We start from the raw sequence: 20,902 nt of genomic DNA, 5'->3' as shown, positions 1-20,902 counted from the left end.
TTTCAGAGCGGTTCACACTCGATCCGTCGATGGGTTTCGACCCTGCGCTCTCGTGGTAGCACTCGACCGCTTGTCACAGTTTTAAGCCCGCCGGCCGCAACTCCCGACCATGGGATTCGACGAGATGGACGTCGACACGATCTGGAAGAACGGGGAGTTCCTCGACTGGGAGGACGCGACGACCCACGTGCTGACCCACGCGCTCCACTACGGGAGCGGCGTGTTCGAGGGCGTCCGCTGTTACGAAACCGAGCGGGGGCCGGCGGTGTTCCGCTGGGACGAGCACCTCGACCGGCTGTTCGACTCCGCGAAGATGTACGACATGGACATCGAACACTCCCGCGAGGAGATCACCGAGGCCACCCTCGAACTCCTCGACCGGCAGGACCTCGACTCCGCGTACATCCGGCCGATCGCCTACTACGGCTACGACTCGCTCGGCGTCTCCCCGAAGGACTGTCCGACCGACCTCGTCCTCGCGGCGTGGCCGTGGGGCGCGTACCTCGGCGAGGAGGCCCTCGAAGACGGCGTCGACGTGATGGTCTCCTCGTGGCGGAAACACGCCTCCTCGCAGGTGCCGACGAACGTGAAGACGACCGGCCTCTACGTCAACTCCATGCTTGCGGGCGAGGAGGCGCGCCGGAACGGCTACGTCGAGGCCGTCGTCCTCAACAAGGAGGGCAACGTCGCGGAGGGGCCGGGCGAGAACATCTTCATGGTCAACGACGGCGAGATATACACCACCGGGCCGGCGCAGTCCATCCTCGAAGGGATCACCCGCGACACCGTGATCGCCCTCGCCGAGGAGCGCGGCTACGAGGTCCACGACGAGGCCGTCATCTCGCGCGGGCAGCTGTACACCGCCGACGAGCTGTTCTTCACCGGCTCCGCGGCCGAGGTCACCCCGATCCGCTCGGTCGACGACACCGAGATCGGCGCCGGCACTCGCGGGCCGGTCACCGAGGAGCTCCAGAGCGCCTTCTTCGACCTGGTCGAGCGCCGGACGGACGACCACGACGAGTGGTTCACCTACCTTTGAAACGACCCGCTACTCGCCCGAACCGCTACTCACCCGACCCGCTTTCCTCGGCAGTCGACCCCGCCGAATCGCCGGCCGTCCCGTCGGTCCGGACGTGTCCGAACCCGCCCGGAGTCCGGCCGCCGTCCCCCTCGTCGGGGTTCTCCTCGTGGACGGGGACCTGGTGTGCCGACTCCGCGAAGCCGGCGGAGAGGACCCGCGTCATCCCCTCCTCGACGGTCTCGCCGGTCTCCTCGATCCGCTCCGGCTCGACCTCGATGACGAAGCCGGTGGTGATGTTCGGGGCGGTCGGCATGAACAGGACGATCTTGCCGTCGCGAGTCTTCTTCCCGGTTCGGAACGCGGTCATGCGGATGCCGGGCCACGTCTCGATGTACACCGGGCTCTGTAGCTCGTCGGTGCCGGAGATCGCCGTCTCGATCGCGAGCTTCGAGGCGTTGTACACCACCCGGAGCGCCGGGATCCGGTTTATCGCGTCGTCCACCGCCGACTCCGCCAGACGACCGAGCGTGGTCCGCATGAAGTACCCGACCGCGAGGACGACGGTCGCGAACACCGCGAACGCGATTATCACCCGGGAAACGGGCTCTAACGGCGCCGGGATGATCTCGGGCTGGAGCCCCTCGATCAGCGGGATCGACGCGATGTACTGGTAGATCCACCGGAGGACTAAGAGGAGGACGAGGAGCGGCGCCAGCACGATGAGCCCGCTGGCGAAGTCGCGTTTCCACGTGGACATCTATCGGATCGGTATGCGTCGGCAATCCTTAAGAGGGCTTTCACGCGCCGGCGGCGAGCCGAGGTCGACGCCGGACGCCGGACGCGGGGTCGCCGGCTACTGCCCCAGCACCGCCCGGGCCGCGAACGTCAGGTTCTCCTTGCGCTCGCGGACGCGCCGGTAGAAGTACGAGAGCCACTTGTCGCCGTACGGCGCGTACTGATACACGTCGATCCCCTGCGCGGCGAGGTCGCGCTGGGCGTCCTCGCGGACCCCCATCAGCATCTGGACCTCGTAGTCGGCCCCGTGCTCGCGCGCCAGCCGGTCCGCCAGCGAGATCATCTCGGGGTCGTGGCTGCCGACCGCGATCCCGCGGTCTCGGCGCTCGAAGAGGAGCCGGAGGTCGTCGCGGTACGCCTCGTCGACGCGCGCCTTGTCGGTGTACGCGATCGACGACGGCTCGTCGTACGCGCCCTTCACGAGCCGGATCTTGCCGGGGACGTCGACGAGGCGGTCGAGGTCGTCCGCGGTGCGCCTGAGGTTCGACTGGATACACTGGCCGACGCTCCACGTGTAGTCGGCGGCGATGGACTCGAAGGCGTCGAGGGTGTCGTCGGTCGTGTCCGCGTCCTCCATGTCACACCAGACGAACGCGTCGAGCTCGTCGGCGCGCGCGACGATCTCGCGGTAGTGCTCCGCGAAGAGGTCCGGCGAGACGTCCATCCCGATCTGGGAGGGCTTCACCGAAACGCAGGCGTCGAGGCCGCTGTCGGCGATGTCGTCGAGCAGCTGTAGGTAGGCGTCCGTGTCCGCCCTCGCGTCGCCGGGGTCGTCGTAGTGTTCACCGAGGAGGTTCAGGATGACCGCGACGCCGTCCTCGTTCGCGGCGCGGGCGTGGTCGAGGGCGGACGGGACGCTCTCGCCGGCGACGAACCGCCGAGCGATGGGGGGGATCATGTCGTGACTTCCGGACGGCGCGAACTTTACCTTTGCCGACCCGGCGACGGATCCGGGGTTTATAACATCCCGGGCGTCGCCCGTGAGGACATGATCGGTGCGCTCGTCGCGACGGCGTTCTGGGCGATGCTCCCGGCGTACGTCCCGAACAACGCCGCGGTGTTGGCCGGCGGCGGTCGCCCCATCGACGGCGGGCGCGAGTGGCGCGGCGCGCGGCTGCTCGGCGACGGAAAGACGTGGCGCGGCACCGCCGTCGGGACGCTCGTCGGCGTCTGCCTCGCGCTCGGACTCAACGCCCTCTCACCCCCCGCGAGCGCCGCGTTCGGCGTCGAATTCCCGACGTTCGCCCTCCCGGCCGCGTTCGCGCTCGCGTTCGGGGCGATGTGCGGCGACATCGGCGCCTCGTTCCTCAAGCGGCGCTCGGGCCGGGAGCGCGGCGCCGCGTTCCCGGGGCTCGACCAGCTCGACTTCGTCGTCGGCGCGCTCGCGCTCGCCTTCCTCGTCGACACCGACTGGGCGCTCGCGGTGTTCACGCCGCGCGTCCTCGCGGTCGTCCTCGTGATGACCCCCGTCCTCCACGTCGTCACGAACGCCGCGGCGTACGCGCTCGGGCTGAAGAACGAGCCGTGGTGAGCGGAGGCGGACGTTCGCTCCCGGCGAGTGACTCGCAGAGAAGTTGCGTATCAAACTAATTTTTCCTGATGACTGATCGTTCGGTCGCGTAATTCGCAGCTGCGAGAACGAGAGAAAAACATATATGCTGGTGTGGCATACCATGGCACGCATGTCCAGTAGTGCACCCAGCTCGGACGACGACGTGTTCGACGAGTTCCTCTCCGATCACGGCCACGAGACGGAGATCGTAGGCTGGGAGCGATCCTATAACAAGCTCCAGTGTCCCGAGTGCGGTGCGCTCCACGAGGAAGGGTCCGCGCGGTGTTCCGTCTGCGACTGGCGGCCGAACTGAGGGCGGCGGCGACGCCACGGTCCGCGAATTTTCTTTCCGTCATACTCCCCGGTAGTATTATGTGGAATTACCCGATAGTGACTACCATGCCGACCTGTCAGAACTGCGGCTCGTTCGTCACGACTGATTACGTTCGGGTGTTTACCCCGAACGAGGTCGATCGACCCCGCGTCTGTCCGGCCTGCGAGGACCTCGTCCGCGACGGGGCGGACGTTCGCGAAGCGCGCGCAACGCGGAGCAGCTGAGGAGACGCCCGAGCCGTTACCGAGCGATGAAACGCCGACCCGTCGCGGCCGGACCGGAACCCGTGTCGACGACCACGGAGCCACGGCGTTTAAGGAGAACCGGAATCTGGAGGTAACAATGACCGATACCACGGTGACGCGGCTGTTCGGGGGGCCCGGGAGCGGGAAGACGACCGCGCTCTTGGACCGCGTCGAGGGGATCCTCGAAGCGGAGGACGCGGAGGTCCGCGACGTGCTCGTCGTCTCGTACACGCGCGCGGCCGCAGCGGAGATCCGCGAGCGGCTCGCCGAGCGGCTCGACGTCTCCCCCCGCAGCCTCCAGGGGAACGTGAGCACGATGCACGCGAAGGCGTACGAACTGCTCGACCTCTCTCGGGGCGACGTCGTCGGCGAGGACGACAAGGAGTCGTTCTGCGAGGAGTACGGCATCGAGTTCGAGGACCAGCACGGCGGCGCCGGCCGCCGGACCGCCCGCTCGACGACGATCGGCAACAAGATCATCGCCACCTCCCAGTGGCTCCAGCGGACCGAGCGCGACGTGGCCGACTGGTACGAGGTCCCCTTCCAATGGGACGTCGAGGAGGTCAGGCTCCCGCCCGAGGAGGACCCGAACGCCCAGGAAGGGAACAAGTACACGCCCACGTGGCCCTCGGACGACGAGCGCATCGACATCCCGGAGACGATCCGGGCGTGGCGCGCGTACAAGGGCGACAACGACCTCGTCGGCTTCGCGGACATGCTCGAACGGGTCGCGCAGCGCTCGCTCGTCCCCAGCGTCGACTACCTGATCATCGACGAGTTCCAGGACATCACGACGCTCCAGTACAACGTCTTCGAGGAGTGGCGCCCGCACATGGAGAAGGTGCTCATCGCCGGCGACGACGACCAGGTCGTCTACGCGTGGCAGGGCGCCGACCCCGACCTCCTCCTGGACACCGAGGTCGACGAGGACGTAGTCCTCCCGAACTCCTACCGGCTCCCCTCCGAGATCCTCAACGTCGTCAACGCCGAGATCCGCCACATCGACAAGCGCCAGGAGAAGGACCTCCACCCGCGCAAGGAGGGCGGCACCGTCGAGGCGATCGAGTCGCCCTCGATGCTCGAACTCGTCCGGAACGTCCGGTACACGGTCGAAGACGACGAGGGCGACATCATGTGTCTGTTCCGCGCCCGCTACCAGATGTTCGACTTCATCGACGAGTTCATCGGCCACGGGATCCCCTTCTCCATGCTCACCGACGGACGGATGTGGACCGATCGCGTCCAGGACTACGTCAGCGCCATCGAGAAGGCCGAGGCCGACGAGCCCGTGACCGGGCTGGAGGCGCGGCGGTTGGCCGACATGCTCCAGGAGTCGGCGTTCGGGACCCACGACCGCGAGGAGTTCTACGACTTCCTCGACGACCGCGAGGAGGCGGCCGACGCCGACGACGTCGCCGACATCGATATCGCGGCCGACACGCTCGACGAGTACATCCCCTTCATGCCGGACACCGCGAGCGCCGACGACATGGTCCGGAAGGTGACGAGCTTCCAGCGCAAGTCGATGGGCGCGTACTTCGAGGGCGACTACCAGGGGACCGATCCCACCCGCGTCCGGGTCGGCACCATCCACTCCGCGAAGGGCCGCGAGGCCGATCACGTGTTCGTCGCGACCGACCTCACCGAGAAGGTGGTCGAGCAGATGGCCGCCTCCATCGACGACCCGACCGACGTCGACGGCGTCGAGGAGTTCACGAAGGCGACGAGCCCCGTCCCCGTCCTCACCGACAACGAGCGCCGCGTCTTCTACGTCGGGATGTCTCGGGCTCGCGAGCGCCTCGTGATCATGGAGAGCCTCATCGGCGGCGCGCCGACGCTCCCGATCAGCGTCCTGCTGTTCAACGAGCTCCGCGAGGAGCCGGCCCAGGAGCTCGTCGAGGAGGTCCAGGCCGAGCTGGCGGTGCCCGAACCGGAGCCGTGAGCGGGGAGGACGCGGCGCCGGGAGGCGCCGAGGGAGCGGCCGCCCCCCTCCGGACCGACCTCCGCCCCGTCGTCGAGGCGGTCCGCGAGGCCGACGCGGCCGCGTTCGTCGCGGTCGGGGACCGCTTCGACGACGACCTGCGTTACCTCACGCGCTTTTCCGGGCCCGACCGGCCGTACGCGCTGGTCGTCGTTCCGAGCGATGGAGCGACGGACGGAGACGACGAGCCGACGGCGAACTCGCCGGCTGGGCGCGCGGTCCTCTGTGCCCCCGCGCTGTTCCGCGAGCAGGCGGAGCGGGAGTTCGTCGCGGTCGCCCGCGAGTCGACCGCGGATCCGACCGACGACGCCGACGCGGACGACCGCGCGTTTCACGACGGGGTCGTCCGCGAGGTCCGGACCGAAGGCGTCGGCGACCACGCCGGCGAGCGCGCCGCCGCGGTCGTGGACGACCTCGTCGACGGCGCGAGCGCCGCGGCCGAGGACGACGGTCCGACCGTCCTCGCTCCCGCGTCGATCCCCCACGACGCCGCGGTGTACCTGGAGCGCGCGGGTAACGACCTCTCGTCGACGGACGCGGTCGCGGCCGCTCGGGCGCGCAAGACGCCCGCGGAGGTCGACCGGCTCCGGAGAGTTCAGCGCGCGGCGGTCGCCGGGATGGCCCGCGCCGAGGCGGTCCTCGCCGAGAGCGAGGCCGTCGAAAGCGAGGCCGTCGAGGGGGCCGACGGGAGCGGCGGAGACGGCCGGTCCGACGACGACCGCCGACCCCCGCTCCGCTGGGAGGGCGAGCCGCTGACGACCGAGCGGCTCCGCCGCGAGGCGAACCGCGTCCTCGCTGCTCGCGGGGTGCGCGACGCGGGCAACACGGTGATCGGCGCCGGCCCGTCGGCGGCCGACCTCCACTACGTCGGCAGCGACCCGATCCGTCCCGGCGAGACGGTGTTGATCGATATCTCGCCGCGCGGCCCGGACGGGTACCACGGCGACGTGACGCGGACGTTCGTCGTCGACGGCGACGGCGGGTGGGAGCGCCGGGCGTACGTCGCGGTCGAGGCCGCCCGCGAGGCCGCGCTCGACGAGGTCGAACCCGGCGTCCCGGCCAAGGCGGTCCACGGCGAGGCGGCCGCGGAGCTCACCGCGTACGGGTTCGAGCCGAACGCGGGCGAGGGCGAGGCCGGCTTCACGCACGGGACCGGCCACGGCGTCGGCGTGAGCCTCCACGAGGGACCGTCGCTGTCGGGCGCGGGCGAACTCCGACCGGGCCACGTGGTGACGGTCGAGCCCGGCGTCTACGACCCCGAAATCGGGGGCGTCAGGCTGGAGGACCTGGTCCTCGTCACCGACGAGGGGTACGAGCTGCTGGCCGAGTACCCGTTCGGTATCGTGCCGGACGCGGACCCGACCTGAGCGGCGGCGGCCTACCGCCCCGTCGCGTCGTCGCCGTCGACCGCTGCGGCGTCCGGCGACTCGGACTCGTCTGCGCCGCTTTCGCGGCCGGCGTCCGCGCTGTCGGTATCGCCGCGCAGCTGGCGGGGCAACAGTCCCGAAAAGAGCCTGCGGGCGATCCGAGCCGGGTCGAGGAAGTACTGCGGGAGGACGACCATCGCGGCGGCGACGACAAACAGGCCGACGCCGAGCGCGACCTCGCCGGCGAACAGCCGGATGACGGCGTAGTTCGCCAGCGGGAGCGCGAAGACGAGCGATCCCGCCAGCCCGATCATGTCCAGCAGTCCGAGTCGCATTGCGCCCCCGTTGATTCCCGGGAGGCAAAAGGAACGCGGCGACGGCTCGGCCCGGCTCGGCCCGGCTCCGCCGCGCGACGGCGACGGCGCCGCCCGGCGGAGCCGGCCGCCGCCGCGACCGCGCGGACCCAGAACCGATAACCGTCGCCCGCCCCCAGTTCCGGTATGTTCACCGGCATCGTCGAGGGCACCGGCACGGTCCGCGAGCAGACCGAGACTGACGACGGACTGCGGCTGCGGATCGGCGTCGACGGGTTCGACGACCTCGGTCACGGCCAGTCGATCAGCGTGAGCGGCGTCTGCCTGACCGTCGAGGAGTACGGCGTCGACGGCGGCGCGGGGGGAGCGGGCCACGGCGGTGACGCCGACGGCGGCGAGTGGTTCGATGTGTTCCTCGCGAGCGAGACGGTCGCGAAGACGTACCTCGGCGACGTGCGCGAGGGCGACGCGGTCAACGTCGAGCGCGCGATGCCCGCCGACGGCCGGTTCGACGGCCACGTCGTTCAGGGCCACGTCGACACCGTCGCGGAGGTGAGGGGAATCGAGCGCGTCGGCGAGGACTGGCGGTTCACCTTCTCGATCCCCGAGGGCCACGGCGACTACCTCGTCGACAAGGGCTCCGTGACGCTCGACGGCATCTCGCTGACGGTCGCCGAGAAGCGAGAGGGCGAGTTCGACGTCGCGATCATCCCGACGACGTACGACCTGACGACGCTCTCGGCGAAGTCGGTCGGCGACCCGGTCCACCTAGAGGTGGACGTGATCGCGAAGTACGTCGAGAACATGCTTGAGGGGGACGCCTGAGAAGCGTTACGGGAAGACGGTGGTTCGGAGTCGCCGGCCGCTCGACGGTGTGACTCCGAAGCCGAGACTGCGGTGACTGCCACCAAAGCCCCAGCCGCGAGGGCTCGGTGCGCTCGCTGTGGTCCTCGGCGCTCACTCCGTTCGCGCCTGCGGTCCTTGCATCGCGCGCCTTCGCCCTCGCGGCTCCCCTTTGAGTCCCACCCCGCACGGCACCGCACAGCACCTCACACCTCCCCAGCCTCGTCGGTGGTCCTCCGCTTCGCTCCGGACCACCGACTCCCTCGCGCGTGCTCCTCGCGCCCGATAGGCGCTCGGAGGCACGCGCCGACCGTATCGCTGACCCGCTCAGTCCAGCAGATCGACTGTCTTCGCCCTGGAGAGCATCCGCGAGCGAAGTAAGCGATCCCCGCAGCGGACGAATCAGCGGGAGAGCCAGGAAACTGAAGGACGTTTAGGCGTCGTGCGCGTCCTTCGCGCCCTTCACCGTCTCGCGGACGGCGTCGACGCCCTCGTCGTGGAGCAGGTCGCCGACGACGATCACGTCGCTGTGGGCGGCCATCTCGTTTGCCGACTCGTAGTCGTGGATCCCGCCGCCGTAGAAGAGCGTGGCGTCGTCGAGGGCGTCGTGGGCGGCCGCGACCTTTTCCGTGTCGCCGAAAGTCCCGGAGTACTCGACGTAGACGATCTCCTGGCCGAACATGCGCTCGGCCACCTTCGCGTACGCCCCCACGTCGTCGGCCGCGAGGTCGCAGTTCGCGTCGGTCAGCTCCGCGACCGCGGCGTCCGGGTTGAGGACGATGTACGCCTCGGTGTGGGTCCGGCTCCAGTCGAGGTCGTCGATGCGGACCCACTCCTTGTGCGCGCCCGTGATCCAGAAGGGACCGCCCGCGTTGAACACGGTCGGGATCAGGTAGCCGTCGAGCGCCGGCGAGTCGATCACGACGCCCGGGTTCGACGGCTCCTGGTACAGCGGCACGTCGTACTCCGCGGCGGCGTCGACGACGCGCGTCATCTTCTCCGCGGTGACGTCGAGGGTCCCGCCGATCTCGATCGCGTCCGTCCCGGTCCGGCAGACGTCCTCGAAGGTCTCGCCCGGCTGTAGGTCCTTGTCGGGGTCGACCTTCAGCACGTGGTCCCAGTCGTCCCACGGGTTGGTCATCGGGCGAGACTCCACCGGGCGAGACCAAAAAGGTGCGGAACCTGTCCCGTCGGCCGGACGCGTCGCCCGACTCGCCGCCGGGCTTCGGGCGTCGCGGCCGCCTCACAGCAGGTCGTCGATCTCGTCGTTCTCGAACGCGGCCGCCGGGTCGGACTTCTCCTCGGGCTCGTCGCGGACCGCCTGCCTGGCGCGCTCCAAGAACGCCTCCACCCGCTGGGAACGCTCGACGCCCGCGAGGAGGACCAAGGCGGCGATCCGGTCGGAGTCGAGCGGGAAGTCGCCGCCGCGGACCTGCATCGAGCCCGTCTCCTCTTGGAGCCACTTGCGGGCCTTCTCCGCGCCCTTCCGCGAGATCCGGTCCGGGTCGCCGGCGACCGCGACGAGGGCCGCGTCGGCGTCGGTGGCGTTCGGCAGGGAGAGCCCGGTCATCACCGCGCTGCGGACCGCGCTCGTCACCGTGGTGACGTTCTCCTCCGCGTCCTCGGCCGCGGGCGCCGAGGCGAAGCCGACGGCGGCCATCCCGCCCGCGCGGAGCGTGTTGATCACCTCGCTCGTGTCGACGACGGACTCACCGACGCCCTCGACCGCCTCGCCGGCCGCCAAGATGAGCCCGATCCGCTTCGCCATCGAGGCGTTGATCGCCTCGTAGCCGCCCTCCATGGACTCCCCCGAGGAGCGCCACGCGTCGTTGTCGAGCAGGATCGTCGCGTCCGCCTCGCGGACGAGCGTCTTGAGCGACCGCCCGGCGTTCACCTGATACATCGTCCCCTCGTCGCGGCCGGGGAGGATACCGATCGCGTAGACGGGCACGTCGTACACCCGGTTCAGCTCGCGGACGAGGACCGGCGCGCCGCCGGAGCCCGTCCCGCCGCCCAGGCCCGCGACGACGAACACCGCCTCGGCCGCCGCGGTGACCTTCGGGGCGAGCGCGTCGAGCACCTCGACGGCGTCCTCGTCCATCACTTCCGCGCCGAGTTCGTTGTCGCCGCCGACGCCGTGGCCGTTGACGCGCGACTGCCCGACGAGGACCGTTTCGAGCGGGAGGGGGTCGAGGTCGGCCGCGGCGGTGTTGACGGCGAGCGCGTCGAGGACCGCGCCGTAGCCGGCGTCGGCGTCGAACTCCGCGAGGGCGGTCGTGAGCTTGCCGCCCGCCTGTCCGACGCCGAGGAGGACTGCCTTCATAGCGAGACATTCCCGTTCCCCGGTCAATACTGTTTCCCCGAGGTTTAAGAGTGGAGACGCGGCCAGCCGGTCGCATGAGCGACAACGGACAGAGCGCCGGTCCGGGAGCGGAAACGGACGCGGCGCCACCGGGGCCGGGGACGGAGGCGACGACCGGAGCGAACGGGTCGACCGACCGGATCGAGTCCCGCCTCCGCGCCGTCGAGCGCGCGGTGACCGGGAGCGACGCGCGGCCGGCCGACGCCGTCGCGGACGCGGAGGCGACGGCCGAGCGCGATCGGCTCGAATCGCGGCTCGACGACCTCGAGGAGCGCGTCGCGGAGTTGGAGGCGGCGACCCAGGCGATCCGCGGCTACGCGGGGTCGGTCAGGGCGGTCAACCGCGAGGTCGAGCGGCGGGCCGACCTCGCGCTGGCACGGGCGACGGAAGCCGGCCGGGAGGTCGACGGAGCCCGCGAGCGGAGCGGGGAGCGCGGGGACGCCGCCGCCGACCGATCCGATCGCCGGTCTCGACGGCGCGACGCGACGCCGACCGACGACACCGGCGACGCCGTGCCCTCGGAGAGCGCCCTCGACGCCGCACTTCCCGACGACCGTTCCGCGTCGGGACCGCGTGACGGGGGCGGCGACGGGTCCCTCGGTCGAGACGCCGACGGCGACGGAAGCGGCGACGGCGACGCGTGGGCGGCCGACGCGCTCGACCGGCTCCGGGAGTCGCTGTGACCGAGCCGTGATCCGCGTGGTGCTCACCGTCCTCGTGGCGGTCGCGCTGCTCGCGGCGTCGATGCCCGCGATCGAGACGGCTCGGACGACGACGACGACCGACCGGATCGGTGCCGAGGCGGACCGGTTGGAGCGGGCGATCGGGGGCGTCGTCTCCGGATCGACGCCCGTGGGCGACCCCGCGATGGCGGCGCAGACGACCGTCCTCGTCCGCGTTCCGACCGGGTTCGCCGCGGCGGACGTCGACCGCGTCGCGCTCGTGGAATCGCCCGACCGACCGGGGAGCGCCGCGCTCGCGTACCGGGTCGGCGACCGGCCCGAGCGCGAGTTTCGGATCGGAACGGGACCCGCGCGGACGGCGGTCGAACTCGTCGGCGGACCGATCGAACTCCGCCCGGGCGGGGCGAGCCGCATTCGGGTCCAGTACGTCGACGACGGGGGACCGACGATCCGGATCAGTCGGGTCGGGTGAATCGGAGCGACCGAGGGCCGCTCCGGTTCGACGAGCCGATCGTTTATATACGATACCGCGGGCACGCCCGCCATGAATTTGGATCTCAGCGCGGGCGTCGCCGACGGAGTCGGCGGGACGCCGCTCCGGGCGCTCCCGTGGATCGACGATGACCCCGGCGAATGTCGGTGCGATCCGACGTTCCGCGAGCCCGTGGGAACGGGCGTCGAGGACCGGGTGGTGCTCGACGTCGACGCCGACGACTGTCCCGGGCGGGGCGACCTCGCAGCGAGCCGAGACTGCCTCGCGACCGTTATCGCGGCGCTCACCGACCGCGGCGCCGACGTGATCAGGACTCGGCACCGCGGACGGGAGCGGTCCTACGCCGACGGCGCGGCCGATTTCCTGGTCGCCGCGGGCCGGTTCGCCGAGCGGGTCGAGTTCCACGAAGAGCGGCTCGCCGACCGAGTCGTCCGCGAGCCGCTCGGCGCGGCGAGGGAGGCGAGCGGACGCGCGGGCTCCGCGAAGCGGATCGCGCGTGAAACCGGGCTGCTGTCGGCCGTCGAAGAACTGAGCGGAGGCGGGATCGAGGCCGACGGCGACCGCGACCTGGAGGGGATCTTGCGGGCGCACGTCGGGCCGACGGCCGCGACCGCGCGCGTCGCTGCCGCGCCGCCTCCGGGCGCGACGCTGGTCGACCGCTGGACGGTGCCGACCGGCGCGACGGTCCGGCTCTACGCGGGCGACGACTCGCTCCGAACGTACCACCTCACGCCGCCGACGACCGACCTGAACGCCGACGCCGCGGCGACGCTCGCCGCCGCGCGGAAGCGGCTGCTCGACGATCCCGGCGGCGGCGACAGGGCGCCCGGACGGGCGGTCCGAGCGGCCGCTGACGGCGGCGATCCGGTCGCGGACCTGACCGAGATACTGCGGCGACACACCCACGGCTACGGGGTGTTCGAACACGTGTTCGCCGACGAGAGGGTGAGCGACGCGACGGTGACGGCGCCGGTCGCGGAGAACCCCCTGCGCGTGGTCCTCGACGGCGAGCGGTGCCGGACGAACGTGCGACTCCCTCCGGAGGGGGCCGCCACGCTCGCGTCGCGGCTTCGACGGTCGAGCGGCCGGGCGTTCTCGCGGGCGACGCCGACGCTCGACGCGACGATCGAGTCGGAGACCGGTCGCGTTCGGGTCGCCGCGACCACGGCGCCCGCCAGCGACGGGCTCTCGTTCACCTTCCGACGCGGCGACCCGGAGGCGTGGACGCTCGCCCGGCTGGTGTCCGCGGACACGCTCACGCCCGCGGCCGCCGGGCTGTTGTCGGTCGCGGTCGAACGGGGCGTGACGGGGCTGATAGCCGGCGGGCGAGCGGCCGGGAAGACGACGGCGCTCGGGTCGCTGTTGTGGGAACTGCCCGCCAGGACCAGAACGGTCGCCATCGAAGACACGCCGGAACTCCCGGTGGACGCCCTCGCGGACGCCGGGCGGGACACCCAGCGGCTCCGCGTCGGGGACGGGGCCGAACTCGCGCCGGCGGACGCCGTCCGGACGGCGCTCCGCATGGGCGGCGGCGCGATCACCGTCGGCGAGGTGCGCGGCGAGGAGGCACAGGCGCTGTACGAGGCGATGCGCGTCGGCGCCGCCGGCGAGACGGTGCTGGGGACGATCCACGGCGAGGACCCGGCGGCGGTCGAAGAGCGCGTCGTCACCGATCTCGGAGTCGCGCGCTCGTCGTTCGCCGCGACCGACCTGATCGCGGTTCTCGATTCCCACCGCGTCGAGTCGATCGTCGAGGTAGACGACCACGACGGCGGCGTGAGCTTCGACCCGCTGTTCGAGCGGACCGATCGAGGGCTCGTGGGGACGGGGCGAATCGACCGCGGCGAGAGTCGGTTAATCGAGGGGCTCGGCGCCCCAAACGAGTCGTACGCGGCGGTTCGAGACGTCGTCGACAGCCGGAGTGACCGGATTCGCGAGGCGGTTCGAGCGGGACGGACCGCGCCGAGGCGGTACGCCGGAGGCGACGGGGTCGGCGGTGGAACCGACGAGACCGACGACCGATCAGGCGGTTCACACGGCGGGGAAACGCCGAAACGCGGGGGTGACGAGCGATGAGCGAGACGCGATCGGCAGACGCGGACGGGTCGGCTACGGCGGGCGGGTCGGCTACGGCGGACGAATCGACCGCCTCGGAGGAACTGCGGCGTGCGGTCGCGTTCCTCGGATGGGAGAGCACCGCGGGGCGCGTCGTCGCCGCCGGGTACCGGATCGGCGTCGCCGTCGGCGCCGCGGTCACCGTCGTCACGGCCCTCGTCGCCGGTGCGGTTGCGGCCGTGCCGGCGGGGTTGGCCGCGGCAGTCGGCGGCGTACACGCGATCCACCGGGCGCCGGTGTGGCTCGCGTCGCTTCGGCGGACGCGGGCGCTCGGCGCGGCGCCGGGGCTCGTCGGTCGACTCGTGTTACGGATGCGACTCGACCCCTCGACCGAGCGCGCCGTGCGGTTCGCCGCCCGGACCGGGGACGGACCGCTGGCGGCGGCGCTTTCCCGACACGAGCGCGGGAGCGCCGACGGGCCGACGAGCGGGATTCAGGCGTTCGCCCGGGAGTGGCGCCCCTGGTTCCCCGCGATCGATCGCGCCGCGGCGCTCGTCCGAACGGCGGCGACCGCGCCGCCGGAGCGTCGCGGGCGGTGTCTGGACCGCGCGCTCGACGCGACGCTCTCCGGAACGACGGACCGACTCGCGTCGTTCGTCGGGGCGGTTCGGGGACCGGTCTCCGCGCTGTACGCGTTCGGAGTGCTACTGCCGCTGGCGCTCATCGCGCTGCTCCCCGCGGGCGCCGCCGCCGGCGTCGCGATCGGTCCCGGGCTCGTCGCCGGGCTGTATCTCGTCGTGCTTCCCGGAGGGCTGGTCGCCGCCTCGGCGTGGTTGCTCTCGCGTCGACCGGTCGCGTTTCCGCCGCCGCGCATCAGCGGAGATCATCCCGACGTACCGGATCGAAGTGGCCGCGCGCTCCTCGTCGGCTGCGTCCTCGGGGCGGCGGCGGCCGTCGTGGCCGCGCGAGCCGTCGCGCCGTGGGCGTGGCCGGTCGCGGGAGTCGGCGTCGGTATCGGAACGGCGCTGTTCGTCCTCGTGAGACCCCGGCAGGCCGTGCTGTCGGACGTCCGCGAGGTCGAGCGAGGGCTCCCGGACGCGATGACCGTGATCGGCGGGGACGTGGCCGAGGGCGTCGCGGTCGAGACCGCGGTCGCGAACGCCGGCGATCGGCTCGACGGCGCGACCGGCGAGGTGTTCGAGCGCGCCGGGCGGCGCAGCGACACGCTCCGAGTGGGCGTCCGCGAGGCGTTTCTCGGAGGGGGCGGGCCGGCGGCCGACGTTCCGTCGCCCAGGCTCCGCGGCGCGATCGCGCTCCTCGCCGTCGCCGCGCGGGAGGGCCGCCCGGCGGGCGACGTCCTGTTGGAGCTCGCGGATCAGCTGGAGGCCCTGCGCGACCTCGAACGCGACGCGCGACGCCAGCTCGCGACGGTAACGGGAACGCTCTCGAACACCGCGGCCGTGTTCGCGCCGCTCGTGGGCGGAGCGACCGTCGCGCTCGCGACGGGGATCGAGACGGTCGACGTCGGCGGGCTCGGGGCTGGGGCGGCCGCAGGGGCGGACGCGCTCGGCGGAGGCGCGGGGGCGAAAAGCGGGACGGCGGCGGCGGGGGGAAACGGTGCGACCGGTGCTTCGGGAGCCCTGTCGGTACCGGTGCTCGGGCGGATCGTGGGGGCGTACGTGCTGCTGCTCGCCGCGCTCCTCACCGGGTTGGCGACCGGGCTGGAACGCGGATTCGACCGGACGCTGGTGGCCTACCGGATCGGCATCGCGCTGCCGACGGCCACCGCGACGTTCCTCGTCGCGTTCGCCGGCGCCGGGCTCCTGTTGTGAGGGGCCGACGGCGGCGAGTGCGACGACGGGCGGAACCGGCTCCCCGGCGCCGATCGTTTATATACGAAGCCGCGGCCAGCCGCCCCATGTTCGAGACGAACCTCGACGCGACGTACGCGTGGCTCGGCTTAGCCGTGGTGAGCGTCGCGACGGCCGGCGTGGCCGCGGCGTTTCCGGCCTCGCCGCCGCCAGACGCCGACGGCGTCGCGCACACGATCGACTCGGTCGCTGACGGGGAGTACCCCGCGACCGCCGAACACGGAATCGCGGCGGAGCGGATCCGACTCACGACCGGATCGGTCTCGCTCACGGGCGGGACGGGGACCGCACGGGCGGCGTTCGACGCACCGCGGATTACGCCGGTGATACGACCGGAGGCCCGGGGGGAATCGAACGCGACGACTGACGCGCGGCTTCGACGCGTCCTCGACGGCGTTCCCCCCGACGCAGCGTTCGACGATCCGGCGTCGTTCGCGGCGGCGGCCGAGCGCGCGCGATCGATCGAAGCTCGCTGGACGGCCGCTCCGGAGCGGATCACGGTCCGACGGGTACACTACGGAGACGTCCGCGTCACGCTCGTCGGGTGATCGCGCGGATGTCACGAGATCCCGCGAGACCGAACGCGACTGCGACGAGCGAGGGACCGATCGCGTCGCTCTCGGCGTCCGACCGCGCCGCCGTCGAACCGATCGCCGCGCTCGTCGCGGTGACGGTCGTCGGCCTCGCGCTCGGCCTGTACGCCGGCGCGCTCGACGACGCCGCACCCGACCGATCCGGACGGGCCGCGGAGGCGGCCCTCGACCGCGCCGAACGAGCGGTCACCGTCGGCGGCGTCGTCGATCCGAGGCGGCTGCGGAGAGTCGAAGCGCCGGGAACCGCGACGGCGATCGAGCTGGAGGCGAACGGCGAGCGGTGGCTGGCCGCGTCGGGTCCGGACGCCCCGGGACCGCCCGGAGCGCGGTCGCCGGACGCCGTCGCGGTCGCCGAGCGGCGGGTGACGGTTCGGGTGGCGCCCGGCCGGAACGTTCGCGGAACCCTTCGGGCGGTGGTGTGGCGGTGACCAGCACCGTCCTCGACGTGAGCGTGCTGCTGCTCTGCGTCTCCGCGAGCGTCGTCGCGCTCGGCGCGAGCGACGCCGGCGGCCCGGACGGTCCGACGGCGACGGACGCCGCGGATCGGCTCGTCACCGAGACCGCGACCGTGACGTACCGCGACGGTACCGCGCCGAACGGAACGCGACGGGTCCACGCGACCCGCGCGGAGCTGCTCGCGCTGCTCGCCGAGCGGGACGCGGACGGGGCGTTCGAACGGCGAGCCACCGAATCCATCCGTGCCGGACTCGGTCCGCGAACGCGGGTCGACGCGACGGTGGAAGTCGACGGGGAGGCAGACGGCACCGGTGCCGTCGACGCCGCGGTGAACGGCGGAAATCGAGAGACTGCGGCCGCTCCGACGGCGCGGAGTCCGGACGAGCGGTCCCCGCCCAGAGGGCGCGACGGGGCCCGCCTCGGGTGGATCGAGAAGCCGGCACATCCGTTCTCGATCGCCGTCGGGAGGGAGCCGACGCGGACGGTCGGCGGGGGCGACGAGAGCGGTACCGCGACCGCGACTCGGGATCCGATCGCCGTCGGTCCCGAGCCGCCGCGGAACGCGGACGTCGCCGCCGTGGTCATCAGGCAGCCGATCCCCGGCGGGATCAGCGACGGGGACGGAGGGGATCGATCGCCGGAGGGCGTCGTCCGAATCGTCGTTCGGAGGTGGTAAGCGTGGGGAACCTGCGCCGCGATCGGTCGAACGAAGGGCGGAGCGCGCGGTCGTTCGTCGTCGACGAGCGGGCTCGAGTCCCCTTCGCGCTCGTCGGCGTACTGCTGCTCGTGACGAGTTCGGCGTACGCCGCGGGACTCGCCGAGCAGGGGCTCGTCGGGGAGGACCGACGGGTCGAACGCGCCGTCGAGCGCGTCGACGCCGACGCGACCGCCGCGCTCCGGAGCGCGGCCAGCGAGGCCGCCTACGACGCGGCCGCGGAGCCCGTGACGAACGCGCCGAACGGATCGGGACCGGTGTCGCGCGCTGTCCGCGAGGGATCCGCCTTCGAGGACGCGTTCCGGATCCGGCTCGCGATCGCCGGGGCGGAGGCGTTGGGGGCGGTCGAGAGCGACACCGGGAGCGTCAATGCGGACGCGTCGCTGCCGGCGGTCGAGTCGGCCCGCGACCTCGTCGCCGCGCGCGAGCGAGTCCGCGTCGAATCGGCCGCGAACGGGACGGCGACGCGGGTCACCTTCGAGGGCGTCGAGACGACCGCGACCCGGGACGGCCGAACCGTCGTGAACCGGACGCGATCGCGGACCGTCACCGTCGCCGTGCCGACGCTGGCCGCCCACGAGCGGACCGAGCGGTTCGAGACGCGCCTCAACCGGGGGCCCGTCGAGGGAGCCGGCCTCGGTCGGCAGATCACCGCCAGTCTCTACGCGATGGCGTGGGCCCGCGGCTACGCCCAGTACGCCGGTGCGCCCGTCGAGAACGTCGTCGCGAACCGTCACGTGGAGCTTTCGACCAACGCCGGGATCGTGCGGGTCCAGCGGGACGTGTTCGGCGCCAGCGACCCCGACGCGCGCGGCGGCGTCGCCCGTGCGACCGCTCGGACGGGCGTGAGCGATCTGCTGTCGCCGATGGGGCCCCACAAGACCGCGTGGACCGACGCCGTCCTCGGAGCGCCGACGCCGACGAGAGGGAGCGGCGCGGAAGGGACGGGGGCGGGCGAAGGCCCGTCGTCGACCGGAGACGCGACGGCGAGCGAAGACGCGGCGTTCAGTCCCTCCGCGGATCCGACGGGCGAGACGGCGTCGGTCGAGGTCGGCCACGCGGCCGACCGCGCGGCGACCCGAGTTCACGACGACCTCGAGGAGATCGTTCGGGGGAGCCACCGCGTCGAGGCGACCGTGGAAGCGGAGACGACGCGGATCGCCGACGGCGGCCCGGTGACGCCGGATCGCCCGCGGTCGTCGCGTACCGAACCGTGGCGTCGAGTGGACACGTCGCGGCGGGAGGAAATCCGGGTCGTCGACGGAACCGACCTCCGGACGGGAACCGACGGCGAGACGGTTTCGCCCGGCGAGACGGTGTCGTTCGGCGGCGCGCTCCGGGAGGTCGTCGTGGAGCGCGCTGCGACCGCGACGTGGGAACGGCGGGTCGTCGAGCGGGGGCCGAACGGGACGGTCCGAAACGTCAGCGTCGACCGCACCGTGACGCGCGACGAGGCGTCGGATCGATACCGCGTCCGGGTTTCGGTGACTGGAACGTACGCGCCGCGCGACGGCGCGCCCGACAGACCGACGGCGACGTTCGGTGCCGGTGGTAACGACGTCGACGGACCGGATCTCGCCGATACGCCGGCGGCCGCGAGGGCGGAACTGAACCTCGAGACGGACGCCGACGTCGATCAGTTGGCGCGGGTCGCCGTCGACGGCGGCGGCGAGACGCGGTCGACGGTCGTGTACGGCGCCCGATCGGAGGCGGATCTGGACCGGGTCGCGAGCGACGTCTCGGCGCTGTCGGACCGCGTCCGCAGCCTCGAGACGGAGGCGTCGATGGCCGACGCGGCGGCCGGCGAGTCGACCCCGTACAGGGACCTCGCCGCGACCGTCCGCAACCGCCGCGACGCCCTCCGGGACGCGCCCGGGCGGTACGACGGCGCGGTCGACCGCGGACGGGTCGCCGCCCGCGTCGCGTACCTCGACGCCGTTATCGAGGAACTGGAATCGGCCGCAGAAAGGCGGAAAGCGGCGACGAACGGCGTCCTCGATCGGGTGAAGGAGGCCTTCGGCGGGCCGCCCGTCGGCGAAGTGATCGCCAGCCGCGAGGCCGCCCGCGACCCGGGGACCTACGCCGTCGGTGACGGGGGCCCGGGCGGCGCCGTCACGTTCGCCCCGGAAGGATCGCCGGGATACCTGCCGCGGACCGCGGTCGACGGCGAGCGCATCGAGGGCGTCGACGGCACGACGACGCGACCGCTCGCGACCAGGAACGTGAACTACGCCACGCTCCCGTACAGCGACGTCGCCGGCGGGATCGCGGACCGGATCCTCGGCACCGACGACACCGTGCGGATCGGGGTCGCCGGGCGGTCGCTCCTCGCGGCGGAGGAGGCGCTCGCGGCGACAGGCGACGAGGATCTGCGCGCCGACCGGCGCGCGCTCGCCGGACGGGTCGACGCCTCGCTGCGACGCATCGACGAAGCGCTGGCGGAACGGCTCGCGGACCGGACCGATCTCTCTCGCGAGCAGCGGCGGGCGGTGTTGGAGAACGTCGGGGCCGAATACGACTCGCTCGGAGACAGAGCCGTCGCGGTCGGCGAGGGGGAATACCCGGACCGAGTCGCCCGCGAGGCGGCGCGAATCGGGACGCTGTCGAGGGCCGAGCGGATCGGGCTCGCGGCGCATCTCCGCGTCGAGACGCGGACGGCGGCCGGGAGAGACGCGGTCCGCGTTCCGGCCCGCTTCGTCGACGCGACGACGGCCGCGTCCCGCGCGATCCGACGGCACGAGCTCAAGTCTGCGATCGAGAGGCGGGGCAAGAAAGCGGTCGCGTCCATTCCGGACAAACGGGTTCCGAAGCCCGTTCGGAGCGTCGGCGCCGGCCTTCCGGTCGCTCCCGTTCCCGGGTACTGGGTGGCGACCGTCAACGCGTGGAACGTCCGGGTGCGCGGGGAGTACCCGCGGTTTACGCTCCGTGCGGACGTCGGGACGCCCGGGCGCCCGTTCGAGTACGTCCGAACCGCCGGCGAAGTCCGCATCGACGTGAGCGGCGAGTCGATCGCGCTGGGTGCCACGGAACCGATCTCGTTCGAGACGAGAACGGTGATCGTCGTCGCCGTCCCGGCGGGGCCGCCGGGGGTCGGCGACGTCGACGGGACGCGCGAGGAGACCTCAGCCGGCTGGCCGTGTCCGGGACCGCTGACCGCGTCGCCGGAGGCGGCGGACGAGTGTACGGAGGGGTGAGGGCCGGAGAAACCGGGGAGTGGAGAGA

Annotated in this window: 20 protein-coding genes; 15 read left to right on the top strand and 5 right to left on the bottom strand. The window is 72.3% G+C overall.

From position 1 onward, the window contains the following. The first annotated feature begins 109 nt into the window (after window positions 1-109). The gene (locus EXE42_RS11980; protein ID WP_092920675.1) at window positions 110-1,039 is read left to right on the top strand and encodes a branched-chain amino acid transaminase; all 930 of its coding nucleotides are present in this window, start codon (window positions 110-112) and stop codon (window positions 1,037-1,039) included. Between the two features lie 25 nt (window positions 1,040-1,064). On the opposite strand, the gene EXE42_RS11975 is transcribed toward EXE42_RS11980, so the two are convergent. Both EXE42_RS11975 and EXE42_RS11970 read right to left on the bottom strand, forming a co-directional pair. Further along, window positions 1,065-1,778 (bottom strand): DUF502 domain-containing protein, encoded by a 714-nt coding sequence (locus EXE42_RS11975; RefSeq protein ID WP_092920674.1) that lies wholly within the window; start codon window positions 1,776-1,778, stop codon window positions 1,065-1,067. Window positions 1,779-1,874: 96 nt separating this feature from the next. Then, entirely contained in the window at window positions 1,875-2,714 is an 840-nt protein-coding gene (locus tag EXE42_RS11970) for a proline dehydrogenase family protein (RefSeq protein WP_137706593.1), read from the bottom strand. 90 nt (window positions 2,715-2,804) lie between these two features. Here EXE42_RS11970 and EXE42_RS11965 point away from each other — a divergent pair, with 90 nt between their 5' ends. The 5 genes from EXE42_RS11965 to EXE42_RS11950 all read left to right on the top strand — a co-directional run bounded on the left by EXE42_RS11965 (window position 2,805) and on the right by EXE42_RS11950 (window position 7,295). Beyond that, window positions 2,805-3,347, top strand: a complete 543-nt coding sequence (locus tag EXE42_RS11965) for a CDP-2,3-bis-(O-geranylgeranyl)-sn-glycerol synthase (protein ID WP_092920672.1) — start codon at window positions 2,805-2,807, stop codon at window positions 3,345-3,347. A gap of 151 nt (window positions 3,348-3,498) precedes the next feature. Continuing rightward, window positions 3,499-3,681: an HVO_0416 family zinc finger protein gene (locus EXE42_RS11960; RefSeq protein WP_092920671.1), complete on the top strand. Its 183-nt coding sequence runs from the start codon at window positions 3,499-3,501 to the stop codon at window positions 3,679-3,681. A gap of 86 nt (window positions 3,682-3,767) precedes the next feature. Continuing rightward, complete coding sequence (locus EXE42_RS19360; RefSeq protein ID WP_167551915.1) at window positions 3,768-3,926, top strand: hypothetical protein; 159 nt, start codon at window positions 3,768-3,770, stop codon at window positions 3,924-3,926. A gap of 118 nt (window positions 3,927-4,044) precedes the next feature. Next, the gene (locus tag EXE42_RS11955) at window positions 4,045-5,889 is read left to right on the top strand and encodes a UvrD-helicase domain-containing protein (RefSeq protein ID WP_137706592.1); all 1,845 of its coding nucleotides are present in this window, start codon (window positions 4,045-4,047) and stop codon (window positions 5,887-5,889) included. Next, window positions 5,886-7,295: a Xaa-Pro peptidase family protein gene (locus tag EXE42_RS11950; RefSeq protein WP_137706591.1), complete on the top strand. Its 1,410-nt coding sequence runs from the start codon at window positions 5,886-5,888 to the stop codon at window positions 7,293-7,295. The genes EXE42_RS11955 and EXE42_RS11950 overlap by 4 nt, the downstream gene beginning before the upstream one ends. A gap of 11 nt (window positions 7,296-7,306) precedes the next feature. Here the strand turns inward: EXE42_RS11950 and EXE42_RS11945 are convergent, their stop codons facing one another. Continuing rightward, a complete protein-coding gene (locus tag EXE42_RS11945; RefSeq protein ID WP_092920668.1) occupies window positions 7,307-7,630 on the bottom strand; it encodes a hypothetical protein in 324 nt (107 codons plus the stop codon). A 165-nt stretch (window positions 7,631-7,795) separates the two neighbouring features. Here EXE42_RS11945 and EXE42_RS11940 point away from each other — a divergent pair, with 165 nt between their 5' ends. After that, window positions 7,796-8,434 carry a riboflavin synthase gene (locus EXE42_RS11940; RefSeq protein WP_137706590.1) on the top strand — a complete coding sequence of 213 codons (639 nt, stop codon included), beginning with the start codon at window positions 7,796-7,798 and terminating at the stop codon, window positions 8,432-8,434. A gap of 451 nt (window positions 8,435-8,885) precedes the next feature. On the opposite strand, the gene EXE42_RS11935 is transcribed toward EXE42_RS11940, so the two are convergent. After that, window positions 8,886-9,593 carry a phosphoglycerol geranylgeranyltransferase gene (locus EXE42_RS11935; protein ID WP_092920666.1) on the bottom strand — a complete coding sequence of 236 codons (708 nt, stop codon included), beginning with the start codon at window positions 9,591-9,593 and terminating at the stop codon, window positions 8,886-8,888. A 102-nt stretch (window positions 9,594-9,695) separates the two neighbouring features. Then, window positions 9,696-10,775, bottom strand: coding sequence for a cell division protein (locus EXE42_RS11930; protein WP_092920665.1), 1,080 nt, complete (start codon window positions 10,773-10,775; stop codon window positions 9,696-9,698). Window positions 10,776-10,849: 74 nt separating this feature from the next. Here EXE42_RS11930 and EXE42_RS11925 point away from each other — a divergent pair, with 74 nt between their 5' ends. From EXE42_RS11925 to EXE42_RS11890, 8 genes are all read left to right on the top strand, one after another. Beyond that, a complete protein-coding gene (locus EXE42_RS11925; RefSeq protein WP_137706589.1) occupies window positions 10,850-11,497 on the top strand; it encodes a hypothetical protein in 648 nt (215 codons plus the stop codon). 7 nt (window positions 11,498-11,504) lie between these two features. Beyond that, a complete protein-coding gene (locus tag EXE42_RS11920; protein ID WP_092920663.1) occupies window positions 11,505-11,969 on the top strand; it encodes a hypothetical protein in 465 nt (154 codons plus the stop codon). Between the two features lie 72 nt (window positions 11,970-12,041). Continuing rightward, on the top strand, window positions 12,042-14,066 hold the full coding sequence (locus EXE42_RS11915) for an ATPase, T2SS/T4P/T4SS family (protein ID WP_137706588.1): 2,025 nt from the start codon (window positions 12,042-12,044) through the stop codon (window positions 14,064-14,066). Continuing rightward, window positions 14,063-15,877 carry a type II secretion system protein gene (locus EXE42_RS11910; RefSeq protein WP_137706587.1) on the top strand — a complete coding sequence of 605 codons (1,815 nt, stop codon included), beginning with the start codon at window positions 14,063-14,065 and terminating at the stop codon, window positions 15,875-15,877. The genes EXE42_RS11915 and EXE42_RS11910 overlap by 4 nt, the downstream gene beginning before the upstream one ends. An 86-nt stretch (window positions 15,878-15,963) precedes the next feature. Further along, window positions 15,964-16,464 (top strand): hypothetical protein, encoded by a 501-nt coding sequence (locus EXE42_RS11905; protein ID WP_137706586.1) that lies wholly within the window; start codon window positions 15,964-15,966, stop codon window positions 16,462-16,464. A gap of 8 nt (window positions 16,465-16,472) precedes the next feature. Next, window positions 16,473-16,937: a hypothetical protein gene (locus EXE42_RS11900; protein WP_092921313.1), complete on the top strand. Its 465-nt coding sequence runs from the start codon at window positions 16,473-16,475 to the stop codon at window positions 16,935-16,937. Continuing rightward, window positions 16,934-17,641, top strand: a complete 708-nt coding sequence (locus tag EXE42_RS11895) for a hypothetical protein (RefSeq protein ID WP_241988375.1) — start codon at window positions 16,934-16,936, stop codon at window positions 17,639-17,641. The genes EXE42_RS11900 and EXE42_RS11895 overlap by 4 nt, the downstream gene beginning before the upstream one ends. Continuing rightward, window positions 17,635-20,874, top strand: coding sequence for a hypothetical protein (locus EXE42_RS11890; RefSeq protein WP_137706584.1), 3,240 nt, complete (start codon window positions 17,635-17,637; stop codon window positions 20,872-20,874). The genes EXE42_RS11895 and EXE42_RS11890 overlap by 7 nt, the downstream gene beginning before the upstream one ends. The last annotated feature ends 28 nt before the right edge of the window (window positions 20,875-20,902 follow it).

Origin of the sequence: Halorubrum sp. SP3 (genome assembly GCF_005435195.1) — an archaeon.
Classification (GTDB): domain Archaea; phylum Halobacteriota; class Halobacteria; order Halobacteriales; family Haloferacaceae; genus Halorubrum; species Halorubrum sodomense.
Note: the sequence above shows the minus strand (reverse complement) of the source record. Positions and strands in the feature narration are given on the sequence as shown.